We start from the raw sequence: 16,237 nt of genomic DNA on the forward strand, positions 1-16,237 counted from the left end.
ACATGGCGACCAGCGCCGTGGCGCGGGACGTCGTTTTTGCCCTGCGCCAGAAGATAGCGAAGATCGAGGGTACGCTGCCCGAGCTGCTGGTGTCGCCTTCCGACAACCGGCCGCCCGCCGGCGTCCTGGTTCGACGCCACGGCGTTGCCTCGGCGCGCGACTTCTTCCTGCCGACCGGTGTCGAGCGCCTCGACGAGGCCCTGGGCGGCGGGCTGCTCAAAGCCGCGCTGACCGAGATCCATGGCACGGAAACCCGCAATGCGGGGGCGGCTGCGGGCCTGGCGCTATGCCTCGTCAGCCTGATGCTCAAAGCCAGCCAGAAGCCGGGGGCACTGGTGCTGTGGATCGGCACCGCCGAAATCTTCCGCGAGGCCGGGCTTCCTTATGCGGCGGGACTGGATTGGCTTTTTGGCCTCGCGCCGGAACGCCTGCTTTTTGCCGAAGCGCCCAAGCCCGCCGACGCACTGTGGATCGCCGAGGAAGCCGCCCGCATCGGCGAGCTTGCCGCCGTCATCGTCGAACTGCGCGGCAACCCGCGCAGCCTGGATCTCACGGCGACGCGCCGGCTGCACCGCCGGGCGCAGGATGCGGGCCGGCCGGTGCTCCTGCTGCGACAGTCGGCTGAACCGGAGGCCACGGCAGCGCCCGTCAGGCTCATCGCTTCGCCGGCCCCGGCATCGCTTCGCCATACCGTCGCCGGTCCGCTTGCCGGTTCCATCGGCCCGCCCGCCATCTCGGTCGAAATCGGCAAGAGCCGCACGGCGCTTCCCGGCAAATTCATTCTGGAATGGAACCCCGATGCACACACCCTCGAAGAAAGAAGACACAGCCCAGAGGATCGTGTCGCTGTGGTTTCCCCATCTCGCAGCCGAGCGGATCCTCAGGCGGCGGTTGGGACGGTCGTGGCGTTCAGGCCAGCGGCCGAACCAGCCCCTGGTGGTGAGCCATCGGGAGAACAACACCCAGCGCATCGCCGCCCTCGACGAGCAGGCTGAAGCACTGCGGCTGAGGCCGGGAATGGGGATTGCCGAAGCGCGCGCCATGCACCCGTCGATCGACGTCGTCGAGGCCGATCCCGAAGCCGACCGCCGGCTGCTCGAAAGCCTCGCCGACTGGTGCGACCGCTACACGCCACTGGTCGCGCTCGACGGCGAAAACGGCCTGTTCCTCGACATCACCGGCTGCGCCCATCTCTTCGGTGGCGAAAAGGCCCTGCTTGCCGATCTCATGGCCCGTTTCTTCCATCAGGGTTTCGATGTCCGCGCCGGCCTTGCCGCGACGCCGGGCGCTGCCTGGGCGGCGGCGCGTTTCGCCGCCGGCCAGATCATTGCGCCGGGCAGCGAGCGTAATTTCCTTTCCCGCCTGCCGCTGTCGGCGCTCAGGATCGATGCCAGGACGAAGGCGAGCCTCGAAAGCGTCGGGCTGCGCACCGTCGGTGCGATCATGGACGGGCCGCGCGCGCCGCTGGTCCGGCGTTTTGGCGGGGCATTGATCGAGCGGCTCGATCAGGGGCTCGGGCGGCTCGAAGAGGCGATCTCGCCGCGCCTGCCGGTAGCCCCGCTTTCGGTCGAACGCCACCTCGCCGACCCGCTGTCGCTCATCGAGGATGTCGAGCGGCTGGTCGGTCTGCTCGCCGCCACGCTCAAGGTCGATCTCGAACGCCGGGAGGAAGGGGCTCGGGCGCTCGAACTCCTGCTGTTCAGGGTCGACGGCGCGGTCAGCCGCATCACGGTCGGGGCGTCGCGCCCGATCCGCGAACCCAGTCTGGTCCGCAAGCTGTTCCATGAGCGGCTGACCGCGCTTGGCGAGACCATCGATGCCGGCTGTGGCTTTGACCTCGTTCGCCTCTCGGCGCTTTCGACGGCCTGCTTCGATGCGCGGCAAGGCGACCTTGCCGGCGAAATCGAAGACACTGGCGAAGAGCTGGCCATCTTCGCCGATCGCGTGACAGCCAGGCTCGGCGAGGCCGCCATCCTCGAACCTGTTCCTGCCGCAAGCCATCTGCCGGAGCGGGCCGCGGCGGTTGTTTCTTACGCGCAGGAAGAAGACAGGAAGGCATTTGCACAGCACGGCAAGGCAAAAAGCGGGACCAGCAGCAGGCCGGCCCGCCTGGAGCGCCCGATCCGCCTGTTTCGCTCGCCAGAGCCGATCGAGGTTCCGTTGACCGAGGTTCCCGATGGTCCGCCGCAAAATTTCCGCTGGCGCCGCGCCATGCATCGCGTCGCGCGTGCCGAGGGGCCGGAACGCATCGCGCCCGAATGGTGGCGTGAAGAAACCGATGCGCCGACGCGCGACTATTACCGGGTCGAGGATGCCGACGGCCGCCGCTACTGGCTCTACCGGCAGGGCCTCTACGGTGCGCAGGCAATGCCCCCGCGCTGGTTCCTGCATGGGGTTTTTGCATGAACATGGCCGCTGCCCCGATCGGCTATGCCGAATTCGGCATCCGGTCGAATTTCTCGTTCCTGCGCGGCGCCTCCGCGCCGGAAGAGCTGGTGATTGCGGCAAAGTTTCTGGGGCTTTCGGCGATCGGCCTTGCAGATTGCAATACGGTGGCGGGCACCGTGCGCGCCTGGAAGATGGCCGAGACGGAAGGGCTTGCCTACCACCCCGGCTGTCGGCTGGTTTTTGCTGATGGCACACCTGACATGCTCGCCTACCCTAGGGATCGCAAGGGTTGGGGGCATCTCTGCCGCATGCTGACCCAGGCCAATACCCGGGATGAAAGCGAAAAGGGCGCGCCGCTCCTCTACCGGGACGATCTCTTCGAGTGGGGCGATCTGCTGTCGCTTGCCGTTCTGCCCGACGTCACGGCTGGCACGGAAGATGATGTCGCGCTTCTACGCAGCCTCAAGGCGCGTTTCGGTGCCTCCCTGTGGCTGGCGGTCGCGCCGAATTTTGGCGGCAACGACCGCTTCAGGATCGAGCAGGCCGCCGCCATGGCCGCGATGGCAGGCGTGCCTCTGATGGCGACCAATGACGTGCTCTACCATGTGCCGGGCCAGCGCCCGCTCCAAGACGTGCTGACGGCGATCCGCCTCAACGCGCCGGTCACCGAGGCCGGGTTCGAACTGAAGGCGAATGCCGAGCGCCATCTGAAGGGCCCTGCCGATATGAGCCGGCTTTTTAGGCGGCATCCGGAGGCTTTGGCTGAGACGCTGCGCTTTGCCGCAAGCCTGCATTTTTCGCTGGGTGAACTCAAATACAACTATCCCGACGAGCCAACAGAATCGGGCCTCGAACCGCAGGCGGAACTGGAAAGACTGACCTGGGAAGGGGCGAAAAGGCGCTATCCGGATGGCGTTCCGGAGAAGGTGGAGGGGATCATCCGGCATGAGCTCGGCATCGTCGAGGAACTCAACTATGCCCGCTATTTCCTCACCGTGCATGACATCGTCCAATTCGCGCGCTCGAAGGGCATCCTTTGCCAGGGGCGCGGCTCGGCCGCCAATTCGGTCATCTGTTTCTGCATCGGCATCACCGATGTCGGACCGGATATCGTCGACGTGCTTTTCGAGCGCTTCATCTCGGTGGAACGTGGCGAGCCGCCGGATATCGACGTCGACTTCGAGCATGAGCGGCGCAGTGAGGTGATCGAGTTCATCTACGAAAAATACAGCGCCAAGCGTACCGCACTCGCGGCTTCCGTCGTCACTTATCGCGGCCGCTCGGCACTGCGTGAAGTCGCCAAGGCGATGGGCCTGTCCGACGACGTCAGGGGGGCTTTGTCGGGGTCGATCTGGGGTTGGTATTCGTCCGAGCTTGGCGAGAAGGAAACGGCGGCCGGGGGACTCGACAAGGCCGACCCGCTGACCAGGCATGTGATCGAACATGCCAACGGCATCATGGGCTTTCCGCGTCATCTGTCACAGCATGTCGGCGGCTTCGTCATCACCCGCGACCGGCTCGACGAGATCGTGCCGATCGTCAAGACGGCGATGGACGAGCGCAAGATGGTCGAGTGGGACAAGGATGACCTCGATGCCGTTGGCATATTGAAGGTCGATATCCTGGCGCTCGGCATGCTGACGTGCCTGCGCAAAGCCTTCAATCTGCTTGAGGCGCATTACGACGAACGCGATCCCCATGGCCGTCCGCTTGAGCTGGCGACGCTGCCGGCTGAAGACCAAAGGGTCTACGACATGATCTGCCGGGCCGACACGCTAGGCGTGTTCCAGATCGAGAGCCGGGCGCAGATGTCGATGCTGCCGCGGCTCCAGCCGCGCGAGTTCTATGACTTGGTCATCGAGGTGGCGATCGTGAGGCCCGGTCCGATCCAGGGCGACATGGTGCATCCCTATCTCAGGCGCCGGCAAGGCAAGGAAAAGGTCGAATTCCCAAAGAAGGAACTTGAGGCGATCCTGGGCAAGACCTTGGGCGTGCCGCTGTTCCAGGAGCAGGCAATGAAGATCGCCATCGTCGCCGGCGGCTTCACGCCCGGCGAGGCTGACAAGCTCCGCCGCGCCATGGCCACCTTCAAGCGCACCGGCACCATCGGCAATTACCGCGACCGGATGATCGTGGGCATGGTCGGCCGCGGTTACGAGCGCGAATTCGCCGAGCGCTGCTTCAAGCAGATCGAAGGCTTTGGCGAATATGGCTTTCCCGAAAGCCACGCCGCGTCCTTCGCGTTGCTCGTCTATGCCTCCTGCTGGTTCAAGGCCTTTTATCCCGATGTCTTCTGTGCGGCGATCCTCAACTCGCAGCCGATGGGTTTTTACCGTCCGGCGCAATTGGTACGCGATGCGCAGGACCATGGCGTCGAAATCAGGCAGGTCGACATCAATCATTCCGTTTGGGATTGCAGGCTCGAGCGCTCAGGCTTCGACCCGAAACGCATCCAGCGGCGTCACGCCGAGATGCGCGACGTCATCAGGACCAGCCACGCCGTCCGGCTCGGCTTTCGCCAGATCAAGGGCCTCGGCGACAAGAAGATGAACGCCTTCGTCGAACGGCGCGGCAAGGGCTACGTTTCGGTGCGCGATGTCTGGTTGCGCTCGGGGCTCGATGTCGGCGAGATCGAGTTGCTCGCGCAGGCCGACGCGTTCCGCTCGATCGGTCTCGACCGGCGCGAGGCGCTATGGGCGGTGCGCGCGCTCGACGGCAAGAGTGCCGCCGAAAGGCTGCCGCTGTTCGACCAGCCGGAAGTTCATTTGTCCGATAACGAACCGCAGATGTATCTGCCCGCCATGCCGCTCGGCGAGCATGTCATCCACGACTACCGCTCGCTTGGTCTCTCGCTGAAGGCGCATCCGGTCGCCTTTCTCAGGCATCACCTCGATCGTGCCGGCATCACGCCGAATGCCCGGCTCGGCGACGTGCCCGACGGGCGGCGCGTGTCCGTTGCCGGACTGGTTCTGGTCCGCCAGCGACCGGGCAAGGGCAATGCCATCTTCCTCACGCTGGAGGACGAGCATTCGATCGCCAATGTCATTGTCTGGTCGCGGGTCTTCGACCGTTTCCGGCCCGTCATCATGGGATCGAAATTCATCCGCGTCAGCGGCAAGCTGCAGACGGAGTCGGGCGTCATCCATATCGTTGCCGACAAGATGGAGGACCTGACGCACTGGCTGGCGGCCATGTCGGAAGAACTCCAGGCATCGGCCGATGACAAGGCTGCGCTCCCCTCTGTGACGGGGCCCAGGCAAAGCGCTGCCGAGAAGGCGGCAAAGGACCCGCGTGTCGTGCAAAGCTACGACCGGCTTGTCCGCACGGCTAGCAGCGTGATGCCCAAGGGGCGTAATTTTCAATGAAGGAGGCTTGGAAGGAAGCTTAAATTCAGTCCAAGGACGGAGCGCCTTTCGGCGCTGCCTCGTCCGGAATCTGCCGCGCCTCTGAGGGCAGCATCACGGGGATGCCGTCACGAATAGGGTAGGCGAGGCGGGCGAGCCTGGACACCAGTTCGCCGCGCTCGGCATCCCACTTCAGCGGTCCCTTGGTCAGCGGACAAGCCAGCAGTTCGAGCAGCTTCACGTCGATGTCGCGCTTGTTGGCCTCAACCATTCCAGCCTCCTGGTTGCCCCGCCTATTGCAGGCTCGACCCGAAATCTTCGTTTTCGCGCGCCAGCGCCATTTCGGTGATCGCGATCAGCGTCTCGGCGCGGGTCTTGAGATCGGGCGCTTCGAGCAGCGCCTGCTTTTCGGCGGCCCCGTATGGCGCCATCATCGACAGCGCGTTGACCAGGATGGCATTGTCGGCGCGGCTGACGCTCTCCCAGTCGGCCTCGAGTTCGTTGGCCTGGAGATAGGTGCGGAATGCCTTGAGCAGCGCCGGCCGGTCGACATCCGCGCCGGCCTTGTCCTCGCCGAGGTCGGCGCCAAAGCAGGTGATCTTGCATTGCCTGAATGGCGTCTTCACCGCCAGTTCCTGGCTGACCCGGAACCGGCAGACGCCCTGCAGCGAAATCAGGTAACGGCCGTCGCCGGTCTCGGCGAGAGAGGTGATGCGGCCGATGCAGCCGACCGGGCACAGGGCCGGTTCGCCGTCGGGACGCAGCGTGCCGTCGAGCGACGGCTGGATCATGCCGATCAGCCGCGATCCGGCGATGGCGTCGTCGATCATCTGCAGATAGCGCGGCTCGAAGATGTTGAGCGGCATGCGACCGCCCGGCAGGAGCAGCGCCGCCGTCAGCGGGAACACCGCCAGCGTCGTTGGCAGATCGGTGTCGAGCCTGTAATGCGCGTTTCCTGCCTGCATCTGGTCCTCAGCTGGCTACCCCTTCATCTGGGGCCGTAACGGTCGAGCGCAAGGGCGCCTGCGACAAACCGTTACGAAAACAGCAGCGACGACAGCTTGCGCCGCGTCGCCAGCGTCACCTCGTCGGTGAAGCCCCAGGCCTCGAACAGCTTGAGCAGCTGTGCCCTTGCGCCGTCGTCGTTCCAGGTTCGGTCGGCCTTGACGATGGCGAGCAGGCTGTCGGCCGCCTCGGTGCGCTGCCCGTTTGCATTCTGGATCATGGCGAGATCGAAGCGCGCCTGGTGATCCCCGGGGTTCTGCGCCAGCCGCCGCTCCAGCTCGGCGGAATCGCCGAGGGCGGCGGCCTCCTCCGCAAGCGCGATTCGGGCACGCACGGAAGCCAGTGCCGGCGCATCCTGCTTGCCTTCGGGCGCACGCGCCAGCACCTCGTTTGCACCGGCAACATCGCCGGCCTCGAAGAGGATATCGGCAAGCGCCGCGATGGCATCGAGGTTGTCGGGGGCCTGCTCGATCACGGCGTCATAGATCTGCACCGCGGTCTGCAGGTCGCCTGCGTCGCGCGCTTCGGCGGCGGCAGCAAGCGCCTCGGCGATCTGCGGCTGGCCGCCATCCTTGCCGGCGACCTTGTCGATGAAGTCGCGGATCTGGCTCTCGGGCACGGCGCCCATGAAGCCGTCCACCGGCTGGCCGTCCTTGAAGGCGATGACCGCCGGGATCGACTGGATGCCGAGCTGACCGGCAATCGCGGGATGATCGTCGATGTTCATCTTGACGAGCTTGACGCGGCCACCCGCAGCCTGGACGACGCGCTCGATCACTGGCGTCAGCTGCTTGCACGGGCCGCACCATGGCGCCCAGAAGTCGACCAGCACCGGCTGGTTGCGCGATTCCTGGATGACGTCGGCGCTGAAGGCAGCGGTCGTCGTGTCCTTGATCAGATCGGCCGCCGGTGCAGCACCGCCGGCGGGGGCGCCGCCAAACTGTACGTTCGTGGCATACTGGCTGCTCATGCCGCCGAAGGGGTTGTTCTCGTTGCTCATACTGGTTCTTCCGCTGTGTATTCTGTGCCCATCGGCCACCCGACCGCGCCGCTGTCAGGCCACCATGTGGCGATCAGCCGGTGACTTTCAAGATAACAGGATCGTGGCCGGTTGCCTTGACGAAATGCAACAGGTCGGCGGCCGCGATCGAGGTCGTCGCCTCATTGGTCAGCGGGTGGGCGTTGATCACGGCGTTTTCCATCAGGGCGCTGTCGAGCACCAGCCTGACCCTGCCCGACGTGTCGTTGATCAGCCCGAACACGGTCACCGCGCCCGGGGCGACGCCGAGCAGCTCCATCAGCGCCTCCGGCTTGCCGAAGGAGACACGGCTCGACGCGCCGATCAGGTGATGGATCTGCTTGAGGTCGACGCTGGCCTCTTCATCGACGGTAACGAGGAAGAAGCTGTCCTTCTTGTCCTTGAGGAACAGGTTCTTGGTGTGGCCGCCGGGAATCGTCCCCCGCAGCGCCTGCGAATCGGCGACGGTGTAGAATGGCGGGTGCTCGTGCGTCCGGACGGCGATGCCGAGCGTGTCGAGGAAGGCGAGCAGGTCGGCCTTGGTCCTGGGTTTCGTCGCGCCGGTCATGGCCGCCTTCGTCAAAATTGTTCGATTGCAGGGTTTATGGGCAAAGCCCGGCGCCAAGACAAGCCCGGCGACCGCTTCCCAAGGCGTTCATTTCGCGGAAATCCGGGCTTTGCCGGGGTGCGGAGGAAGAGCTGAAAAAAGATCGCGATTTGCCTGTTGCATTCGCCGCGAGCATCGGCCATATAGGCGCCGTTGCGGTGACGAGCCGCGGCGAGCGGGTGTAGCTCAGGGGTAGAGCACAACCTTGCCAAGGTTGGGGTCGAGCGTTCGAATCGCTTCACCCGCTCCAAATATCCCACGAAAAAGGCCGCGGTTCTCCGCGGCCTTCGTCGTTTCTGGGCGTTGAAGAAAGCCCGTTCGAAGCTGCACATAGCAATCGAGGCGCCGAAGCGCCGGCAACGGTGGGCGCGGTGCCGTGCGGGATTTCAGTCCAGCGCGCGGTCGAGATGCGTGTAGCCGCCGTCGACGAACAGCCACTGGCCGGTGGTGTGGCTCGCCTTGTCGGAGAGCAGGAAGATCACCGTGTCGGCGATTTCCTCCGCCGTCGTCATGCGCTGTCCCAACGGGATCCGGCGGGTGATTTCTTCCAGGCGCGCTTCGGGATCGTCGAAGGTCTTCAGCCACTTCTCGTAGAGCGGCGTCATCACCTCGGCCGGGATGACCGCGTTGACGCGGATGCCGTCCCCGCGCAGCGCTGCCGCCCATTCGCGCGTCAGCGACAGTTGCGCACCCTTGGCGGCGGTGTAGCCGCTGGTGCTGCCCTGGCCGGTGAGTGCCGTCTTGGACGAGACGTTGACGATGGCGCCGCGCGATTTCTTCAACCACGGCAGGCAGTGGTGCGCGGTCGTGTAATAGTGGATCAAGTTGCGCTCCAGCGACTCGCGAAAGGCGTTGGGGCCAGCTTCGAGGCCGATGCCGTCGTTGATGCCGGCATTGTTGACCAGCCCGTCGATACGGCCGAAGGCCTTTGCCACTTCAGCGACCGCCGCACCGATCTCCGGGTCGTGCATCAGCTCGACCTGGATGAATTTTGCACGCGGTGAGGCAACCTTCAGCTTCGCTGCGAAGTCGTCGGCCAGCGGGCTGCGTCCGAAGACGACGGGGACTGCACCCTCTGCCGCGAGGCCGAGTGTGACCGCACCGCCGATGCCGGCGCCGCCGCCGGTGACGATCACCACCTTGTCCTTCAGCCCCAGGTCCATTTTGGTCTCCCTCAGCCGCGGAACTGAAAATCTTCGAGCGTCGCCGGCTTCATCTCGATGGAGAAGCCGGGCGCGCTGGGGGGCATGTAGGCGGCGTTGCGCACGACGCAGGGTTCCTTGAAGTGCTCGTGCAGGTGGTCGACATATTCGACCACGCGGCCCTCGCGGGTGCCGGCGATGCAGACATAGTCGATCATCGACAGGTGCTGGACATATTCGCAGAGGCCGACGCCGCCGGCATGCGGGCAGACGAGCAGATTGTATTTGGCCGCCATCAGCAGCACGGCGAGAATCTCGTTGACGCCGCCGAGGCGGCAGGAGTCGATCTGCACCACGTCGATGGCGCCGCGCATGATGAACTGCTTGAACATGATGCGGTTCTGGCACATCTCGCCGGTGGCGACCTGCACCGGCGCCACGCCCTCGCGGATCTTGCGGTGGCCCTCGACGTCGTCGGGATTTGTCGGCTCCTCGATGAACCAGGGCTTGGCGAAGGCGAGGTCGCGCACCCAGTCGATGGCCTGGCCGACCTCCCAGACCTGGTTGGCATCGATCATCAGCTGGCGATCGGGGCCGAGCACCTCGCGGGCGATGCGCAGGCGGCGGATGTCGTCGGCCTTGTCGCGGCCGACCTTGAGCTTGACGTGGTTGAAGCCGGCGTCGACCGCCTCCTGGCAGAGCCGGCGCAGCTTCTCGTCGCCATAGCCGAGCCAGCCGGCCGAGGTGGTGTAGCAGGGGTAACCCTCGCGCTCGAGCGTGGCGATACGCTCTGCCTTGCCCGGTGCCTTGTCGCGCAGCATGGCGAGCGCTTCGTCAGGCGTGATGCAGTCGGTGATGTAGCGGAAGTCGATGCAGCGCACGAGCTCTTCGGGCGACATCTCGGCGACCAGCTTCCACACCGGCTTGCCCACCATCTTGGCCCATATATCCCAGACGGCGTTGACGACCGCGCCGGTGGCCAGATGGATCGCGCCCTTATCGGGCCCGATCCAGCGCAGCTGGCTGTCGGAGGTGACATGGCGCCAGAAGGCGCCCATGTCTGATGTGACCTTGTCCATGTCCAGACCCACGACCAGGTGGCGCATCGCCTCGATCGCCGCGCAGCAGATCTCGTTGCCGCGGCCGATGGTGAATGTCAGGCCATGACCCTCGATGCCAGGTGTGTCGGTCTGCAGGATGACATAGGCCGCCGAATAGTCGGGGTCCGGGTTCATCGCGTCGGAACCGTCGAGATGCTGCGAAGTCGGGAAGCGCAGGTCGAGCACCCGCATGTCGATGATTCTGGTCATGGTCTGGGGTCCTGGAAGGGTTCAGGCGGCGACGACGCGCTGCCTCTGGGTGCCGAGGCCTTCGATGCCGAGCGACATCGTCTGGCCGGCCTTGAGATAGACGGGCGGCTTCTGGCCGAGGCCGACGCCGGGCGGGGTGCCGGTGGAAATCACATCGCCGGCCTGCAGGCTCATGAAGCGGCTGAGATAGGCGACGACCTGCCGTACCGAAAAGATCATGGTCCTGGTCGAGCCGTCCTGGAAGCGCTTGTCGTCGACGTCGAGCCACATCTTGAGGTTCTGCGGATCGGCGATCTCGTCGGCGGTCACCATCCAGGGGCCGGTCGGGCCGAAGGTGTCGCAGCCCTTGCCCTTGTCCCAGGTGCCGCCGCGCTCGATCTGGTATTCGCGCTCGGAGACGTCGTTGACGACGCAATAACCGGCGACGTGGCTCATGGCGTCGGCCTCGTCGATGTAGCGGCCGGGCTTGCCGATGACGACGCCGAGCTCGACCTCCCAGTCGGTCTTGAGCGAGCCGCGGGGGATCTCGACGTCGTCGTCGGGTCCGACGATGGCCGAGGTCCACTTGTTGAAGACGATGGGTTCGGCCGGGATGGCGGCGCCGGTTTCGGCGGCGTGGTCGGCATAGTTGAGGCCGATGCAGATGAACTTGCCGATGCGGCCGACACAGGCGCCGAGGCGCAGGTCCTGCTGCGGCGTGCCGGCGACCAGCGGCAAGGTCTCGGGGTCGATGCTGCGAAGTCGGGCAAGGCCTTCGGGCGCAAGCACCTCGCCGGCGATGTCGTCGACGATGCCGGAGAGATCGCGGACGCGGCCGGACGTGTCGAGGATGCCGGGCTTTTCGTTGCCCTTGGGGCCGTAACGGAGCAGTTTCATTGAAGTCACCCTGGTTGAGAAAGCCGGAGGCGGCGAACCGCCTCCGGAGATGTCGGGATCGTGGTCAGTCGTACAGCACGGCTGCGATGTCGGGCTGGTCGATGTTCGACTTGTCGTAGTAATAGAAACCGGTGTCGATGTTCTTCTCGACCGCTTCGCCCTTGGCCGCCTTTACGGCCGCTTCGACGGTTTTGTAGCCGATGCCGACCGGGTTCTGGGTGATGGCGCCGGCCATTTCGCCGTCGCGGATCGCCTGCTTCTGCTGGGCACCGGAATCGTAGCCGATGATCACCAGCTTGCGGCCGAGTTCCTTGGCGCCGTTGACGACGCCGATGGCCGAGCCTTCATTGCCGCCGAACATGCCCTTCAGGTCGGGGTTGGCCTGCAGGATGGCCTTGGTGATCTCGGTCGACTTGAGATGGTCGCCGCCGCCATATTCGATCGACACGATCTCGACCTTCGGATGGGCCTCCTTCATGCGATTGACGAAGCCGTCGCGCCGGTCGATGCCGGTGCGGCTGGTCTGGTCGTGCACCAGCACCGCCACCTTGCCCTCGTCGCCGATCAGTTCGGCCATCTTGTCGGCGGCAAGGGCTGCCGCTGCGATGTTGTTGGTGGAGGCGGTGGCAACCGGGATGTCGCTGTCGACGCCGGAGTCGAAGGCGACGACCGGGATCTTGGCATCCTTGGCCTGCTGCAGCAGCGGGATCGCTGCCTGGCTATCGAGGGCGGCAAAGCCGATCGCCGCCGGCTTCTTGGCAAGGGCCGCTGCCAGCATGTCGATCTGGCGGTCGACCTGGGACTCCGAATCCGGACCTTCGAAGGTGACCTCGACGCCGAGATCGGCGGCGGCCTTGTCGGCACCTGCCTTCACGGCCTGCCAGAACTGGTGCTGGAAGCCCTTGGAGATCAGCGGGATGTACATCTTGTCCTGGGCCATTGCCATGGTCGAGCCGTAGCCGAGGATCGTCATGGCGCCGAGGGCGCCAAGCACGGTGCGTCTAGTGAACATGTTTCCTCCAATTGATCGTTGGTTGATCGTTTCCGTGGGGCGCTTTCGCCCTCTTCTTGATGTTGGCGCAGCACGTCGGCGCTGCGCGAAGCAAGCTTTCCTCAAAGCCCGCGGCGCCGCAGAATGTCGGTGTAGACGGCGAGAATGATGATGAGGCCCGTGACGACGGTCTGCCATTCCTGGGCGACCGAAAGGATGCGCAGGCCGTTGGCAAGCACGGAGATGATGAGCGCGCCGATGAGCGTGCCGATGATGGTGCCGCGGCCGCCCGACAGCGAAGTGCCGCCAATGACGACCGCGGCGATGGCGTCGAGTTCGTAGCCCTGGCCGAGCGCCGGCTGCGCCGAGTTGAGGCGCGAGGCGATCAGAAGTCCGGCGATGCCGCAGATGGCGCCGGCGAGCGCATAGACGGCGATCTTCCAGCGGTCGGTGTTGACGCCGGAAAGCCGGACCGCCTCCTCGTTGGAGCCGAGTGCAAAGGTAAACCGCCCGAGGATGGTGCGCTCGAGGATGAAGCTCGTCGCAATCGCAACGAGAAACAGGATCAGCACGCCGTTGGGGATAGGCAGGCCGGGAATGACGGTGCCGATGAGCGAGCCCTGCGAGATCTGGGTGAAGCCGGGCGTGCTGTTGAAGTAGATCGGCCGGGTGCCCGAGATGACCAGCGACAGGCCCTTGAGGATCAGCATCATGCCGAGCGTGGCGATGAAGGGCGGGATCTTGAGCTTGGCGACAAACGTGCCGGAGGCGATGCCGCTTGCCGCGCCGGCCAGGATGGCGGCGAGCACACCGAGGCCGAGCGGCATGCCCCATGAGGTCAGCACCACGCCTGCGACGACCGCGCAAAAGGTCATCAGCGTGCCGACCGACAGGTCAATGCCGCCGGTGATGATGACAAGCGTCGCCGCAATCGCCAGCACGCCGTTGACCGACGTTGCCTGCAGGATGGCGATGATGTTGGAGGTCTGCATGAAATTGGGCGAGGCGAGGCTGAAGACCACGATCAGCGCAATCAGGCTGGCAAAGGCCAGAAGCCTGTGCTGAGCGCCCGAGAAACGCGAGGCGGTCGAGACGTTCGCCGTGGATGCGGTCGCACTCATTTGGCCTCTCCCTTTGCCGGCTTATCTTGTTTGTTGTGGTTGGCGGCCTCGCCGCGAAGCGTGGCGAGATGCATGATCTCTTCCTGGCTTGCGCCGCCTGAAAGAATGCCGGTCAGCCGGCCCTCGCACATCACGGCGATGCGGTGGCTGAGCCGCAGTATCTCGGGCAGTTCGGACGAGATGACGATGATGGCGCGGCCCTGCTGGGCCAATGCGTTCAACAGCTTGTAGATCTCGTTCTTGGCGCCGACATCGATGCCGCGCGTCGGCTCGTCGAAGATCAGCACCTCGCAGTCGCGCAAAAGCCACTTGGCGATGACGATCTTCTGCTGGTTGCCACCCGAGAGCAGGCGCACCTCCTGCCGGTCGGACGGGGTCTTGATGGCGAGCTGGTCGATGTAGCGGCTTGCTGCCTCGTGCATGGCCGACTCGCGCAACAGGCCGCCCGGGCCGGCGAAGCGGGACAGGCTCGCCAGCACGACGTTGTTGCGCACGTCCATGCCGGTGGCGAGGCCGAAATGTTTGCGGTCCTCGGAGAGGTAGCCAATGCCGGCGCGCACGGCGTCCTGCGGCATGCGGATGTCGACCTTCTTGCCGTGCACGAAGATGTTGCCGCTGTCGCGGCGGTCGGCTCCGAATATGGCGCGGGCGACCTCGGTGCGCCCGGCCCCCATCAGGCCGGCAAAGCCGAGGATCTCGCCCTTGCGGACGGAGAACGAAACGTCGCGGATGACCGTGCCGCGATTGAGATTCCTGACCTCGAGTACGACCTCTGCGTTCGAATGGTCGGGCACTTCAGGGCGATCCTCGGTGAGCGCGCGCCCGACCATCATCGAGATGATCTTTTCCACCGGCGTGTCGGCGGCAGGGACTGTGCCGATATATTCGCCATCGCGCATGACGGTGACGCGGTCGGCGATGCGCTTGAGTTCGTCCATCTTGTGCGAGATGTAGACGATGCCGACACCCTCGGCCTTGAGCCTGGCGATGATGGCGAAGAGCTCGTTGATCTCGGCGTCGTTCAGCGCCGCCGTCGGCTCGTCCATGATCAGCACGCGCGAGCGGTAGGACAGCGCCTTGGCGATCTCGACCATCTGCTGGCGGGCGATGGTCAGCCCGCCGACCAACGTGCGCGGGTCGAGCTTGAGATGCATGCTGGCGAAGATTTCGGCGGCATCGGCATTGAGCTTGGCCTCGTCGAGCAGAAGGCCCGCGGCCTTGCGCGGCTCGCGGCCGATGAACATGTTCTGCGCCGCCGTCAGATGCGGCATCAGGTTGAGTTCCTGATGGATGATGCCGATGCCGAGGTCCTGGGCCTGGCGCGGCGAGTTGACCTCGACCGGCTTGCCGTCGAGCAAGATTTCCCCGCCGTCGCGGCGGTAGATGCCAGCGAGGATCTTCATCATCGTCGACTTGCCGGCGCCGTTCTCGCCCATCAGGGCGTGGACCTCGCCCGCGCCCAGTTCGAGCTGGGCATTGTGCAGCGCGCGCACGCCGGGGAAGGATTTCTCGATGTCCTTCATCGCAACGAGGGCGTTCATGCGCGACCTCCTTCGATACCGTAGAAGCGTGCTGCGGTGCCGCCGAGGATCGCTGCGCGTTGCGACTGGCCGAGGCTCTGGAGCAGGCGTTCGGTTACCTCGTCCCAGAAGGCGAAGGGCGCTGCCAGGGTCAGCACCGGCCAATCCGAGCCCCAGATCAGGCGATCCGGCCCGAACCAGGTGAGCAGGCTGTCGACGGTGGGGCGGAGGGCTTCGGCGGCAGCCTTCGGCGTCGTCCTCAACTCCGCCGGCAGTTCGGTCAGCAGGCCGGACAGCTTGCAGCACAGATGCGGGTGGCCCGACAGTTCGGCCATGCCGAACTTCCACATGGCATGGCGCGGGTCGTTGGTCGGTGCGGCGAAGGCGGGTTTCGCGGCGTGGTCGATGACGACAGGCAGGTCGGGATGCGTCTCGACGAAATGCCTGAGCGACTGCAGGTGCTGCGGCAGGACCAGCGCGTCGAAACGCAGGCCGAGGCGCTTCAGCGCGGCGACGGCTTTTCCGCTGGGACGGGTGGCGATCCAGTCGATGTCCTCCAGGTCCTGCAGCATCGGCCGCACGCCCTTGAACAAAAGATTTTTTGCGAAGTTTTCCAGGGAAGCGACGCTTTCGGCTGACGACAGGTCGACCCAGCCGACGATTCCGGCGACGGCCTTGTCGTTGCGGCCCTGGTCGAGCAGGAACAACGTTTCAGCTTCGGTGGGGGCTGCCTGGACGAGGATGCGCCTGGCGATTCCGGCCGCCTCGGCCAGCGGGCGCATCTCGGCCGGGCCGAAGTCGCGGTAGATCGGGGCGAGGTGGGCGGCGCCAGGCGTCAGCCAGCCGTAATCGTCGCGCTGGAGCGTCCAGTAGTGGCAGTGGCCGTCGATCCTTTCGATCATGGCCGCCGCTCCG

14 protein-coding genes and 1 tRNA gene are annotated in these 16,237 nt (G+C 65.4%); 4 read left to right on the forward strand and 11 right to left on the reverse strand.

Annotated elements, in window-relative coordinates:
- Positions 1-2: 2 nt before the first annotated feature.
- The 3 genes from CO731_RS29235 to CO731_RS05075 are packed head-to-tail and all read left to right on the forward strand — an operon-like array spanning position 3 to position 5,753.
- Positions 3-995, forward strand: a complete 993-nt coding sequence (locus CO731_RS29235) for a hypothetical protein (protein ID WP_108606225.1) — start codon at positions 3-5, stop codon at positions 993-995.
- Positions 937-2,406, forward strand: a complete 1,470-nt coding sequence (locus CO731_RS05070) for a DNA polymerase Y family protein (RefSeq protein ID WP_108609634.1) — start codon at positions 937-939, stop codon at positions 2,404-2,406. The genes CO731_RS29235 and CO731_RS05070 overlap by 59 nt, the downstream gene beginning before the upstream one ends.
- 2 nt (positions 2,407-2,408) lie before the next feature.
- Positions 2,409-5,753, forward strand: a complete 3,345-nt coding sequence (locus CO731_RS05075) for an error-prone DNA polymerase (protein WP_108609635.1) — start codon at positions 2,409-2,411, stop codon at positions 5,751-5,753.
- 25 nt (positions 5,754-5,778) lie between these two features.
- Here the strand turns inward: CO731_RS05075 and CO731_RS05080 are convergent, their stop codons facing one another.
- The 4 genes from CO731_RS05080 to CO731_RS05095 form a co-directional block, all read right to left on the reverse strand.
- Positions 5,779-6,003: a Trm112 family protein gene (locus CO731_RS05080; protein WP_108606226.1), complete on the reverse strand. Its 225-nt coding sequence runs from the start codon at positions 6,001-6,003 to the stop codon at positions 5,779-5,781.
- A gap of 22 nt (positions 6,004-6,025) precedes the next feature.
- Entirely contained in the window at positions 6,026-6,697 is a 672-nt protein-coding gene (locus tag CO731_RS05085) for an LON peptidase substrate-binding domain-containing protein (protein WP_108606227.1), read from the reverse strand.
- A 71-nt stretch (positions 6,698-6,768) separates the two neighbouring features.
- A complete protein-coding gene (gene trxA / locus CO731_RS05090; RefSeq protein ID WP_108606228.1) occupies positions 6,769-7,737 on the reverse strand; it encodes a thioredoxin in 969 nt (322 codons plus the stop codon).
- 73 nt (positions 7,738-7,810) lie between these two features.
- Positions 7,811-8,323 (reverse strand): prolyl-tRNA synthetase associated domain-containing protein, encoded by a 513-nt coding sequence (locus CO731_RS05095; protein WP_108606229.1) that lies wholly within the window; start codon positions 8,321-8,323, stop codon positions 7,811-7,813.
- Positions 8,324-8,537: 214 nt separating this feature from the next.
- Here CO731_RS05095 and CO731_RS05100 point away from each other — a divergent pair.
- Positions 8,538-8,612: transfer RNA gene (locus CO731_RS05100), tRNA-Gly, on the forward strand.
- A gap of 136 nt (positions 8,613-8,748) precedes the next feature.
- On the opposite strand, the gene CO731_RS05105 is transcribed toward CO731_RS05100, so the two are convergent.
- The 7 genes from CO731_RS05105 to CO731_RS05135 all read right to left on the reverse strand — a co-directional run bounded on the left by CO731_RS05105 (position 8,749) and on the right by CO731_RS05135 (position 16,224).
- Positions 8,749-9,525: an SDR family oxidoreductase gene (locus CO731_RS05105; protein WP_108606230.1), complete on the reverse strand. Its 777-nt coding sequence runs from the start codon at positions 9,523-9,525 to the stop codon at positions 8,749-8,751.
- A gap of 11 nt (positions 9,526-9,536) precedes the next feature.
- Positions 9,537-10,814, reverse strand: coding sequence for an L-fuconate dehydratase (locus tag CO731_RS05110; RefSeq protein ID WP_108606231.1), 1,278 nt, complete (start codon positions 10,812-10,814; stop codon positions 9,537-9,539).
- 21 nt (positions 10,815-10,835) lie between these two features.
- The gene (locus CO731_RS05115) at positions 10,836-11,690 is read right to left on the reverse strand and encodes a fumarylacetoacetate hydrolase family protein (protein WP_108606232.1); all 855 of its coding nucleotides are present in this window, start codon (positions 11,688-11,690) and stop codon (positions 10,836-10,838) included.
- Between the two features lie 64 nt (positions 11,691-11,754).
- The gene (locus CO731_RS05120) at positions 11,755-12,702 is read right to left on the reverse strand and encodes an ABC transporter substrate-binding protein (protein ID WP_108606233.1); all 948 of its coding nucleotides are present in this window, start codon (positions 12,700-12,702) and stop codon (positions 11,755-11,757) included.
- 101 nt (positions 12,703-12,803) lie between these two features.
- Positions 12,804-13,802: an ABC transporter permease gene (locus CO731_RS05125; RefSeq protein ID WP_108606234.1), complete on the reverse strand. Its 999-nt coding sequence runs from the start codon at positions 13,800-13,802 to the stop codon at positions 12,804-12,806.
- Positions 13,799-15,343: a sugar ABC transporter ATP-binding protein gene (locus CO731_RS05130; protein ID WP_108606235.1), complete on the reverse strand. Its 1,545-nt coding sequence runs from the start codon at positions 15,341-15,343 to the stop codon at positions 13,799-13,801. Before CO731_RS05130 ends, CO731_RS05125 begins: the two co-directional genes overlap by 4 nt.
- Positions 15,340-16,224, reverse strand: a complete 885-nt coding sequence (locus CO731_RS05135; RefSeq protein ID WP_108606236.1) for an amidohydrolase family protein — start codon at positions 16,222-16,224, stop codon at positions 15,340-15,342. Before CO731_RS05135 ends, CO731_RS05130 begins: the two co-directional genes overlap by 4 nt.
- Positions 16,225-16,237: the final 13 nt, after the last annotated feature.

The organism is Aminobacter sp. MSH1 (assembly GCF_003071665.1).
Lineage (GTDB): Bacteria > Pseudomonadota > Alphaproteobacteria > Rhizobiales > Rhizobiaceae > Aminobacter > Aminobacter niigataensis.

Coding starts and splice junctions, on each gene's coding strand:
- CO731_RS05075 (WP_108609635.1), top strand. CDS start 2,409: ATGGCCGCTGCCCCGATCGGCTATGCCGAATTCGGCATCCGGTCGAAT.
- CO731_RS05115 (WP_108606232.1), bottom strand. CDS start 11,690: ATGAAACTGCTCCGTTACGGCCCCAAGGGCAACGAAAAGCCCGGCATC.
- CO731_RS05110 (WP_108606231.1), bottom strand. CDS start 10,814: ATGACCAGAATCATCGACATGCGGGTGCTCGACCTGCGCTTCCCGACT.
- CO731_RS05130 (WP_108606235.1), bottom strand. CDS start 15,343: ATGAACGCCCTCGTTGCGATGAAGGACATCGAGAAATCCTTCCCCGGC.
- CO731_RS05085 (WP_108606227.1), bottom strand. CDS start 6,697: ATGCAGGCAGGAAACGCGCATTACAGGCTCGACACCGATCTGCCAACG.
- trxA (WP_108606228.1), bottom strand. CDS start 7,737: ATGAGCAACGAGAACAACCCCTTCGGCGGCATGAGCAGCCAGTATGCC.
- CO731_RS05080 (WP_108606226.1), bottom strand. CDS start 6,003: ATGGTTGAGGCCAACAAGCGCGACATCGACGTGAAGCTGCTCGAACTG.
- CO731_RS05135 (WP_108606236.1), bottom strand. CDS start 16,224: ATGATCGAAAGGATCGACGGCCACTGCCACTACTGGACGCTCCAGCGC.
- CO731_RS05120 (WP_108606233.1), bottom strand. CDS start 12,702: ATGTTCACTAGACGCACCGTGCTTGGCGCCCTCGGCGCCATGACGATC.
- CO731_RS29235 (WP_108606225.1), top strand. CDS start 3: ATGGCGACCAGCGCCGTGGCGCGGGACGTCGTTTTTGCCCTGCGCCAG.
- CO731_RS05105 (WP_108606230.1), bottom strand. CDS start 9,525: ATGGACCTGGGGCTGAAGGACAAGGTGGTGATCGTCACCGGCGGCGGC.
- CO731_RS05095 (WP_108606229.1), bottom strand. CDS start 8,323: ATGACCGGCGCGACGAAACCCAGGACCAAGGCCGACCTGCTCGCCTTC.
- CO731_RS05125 (WP_108606234.1), bottom strand. CDS start 13,802: ATGAGTGCGACCGCATCCACGGCGAACGTCTCGACCGCCTCGCGTTTC.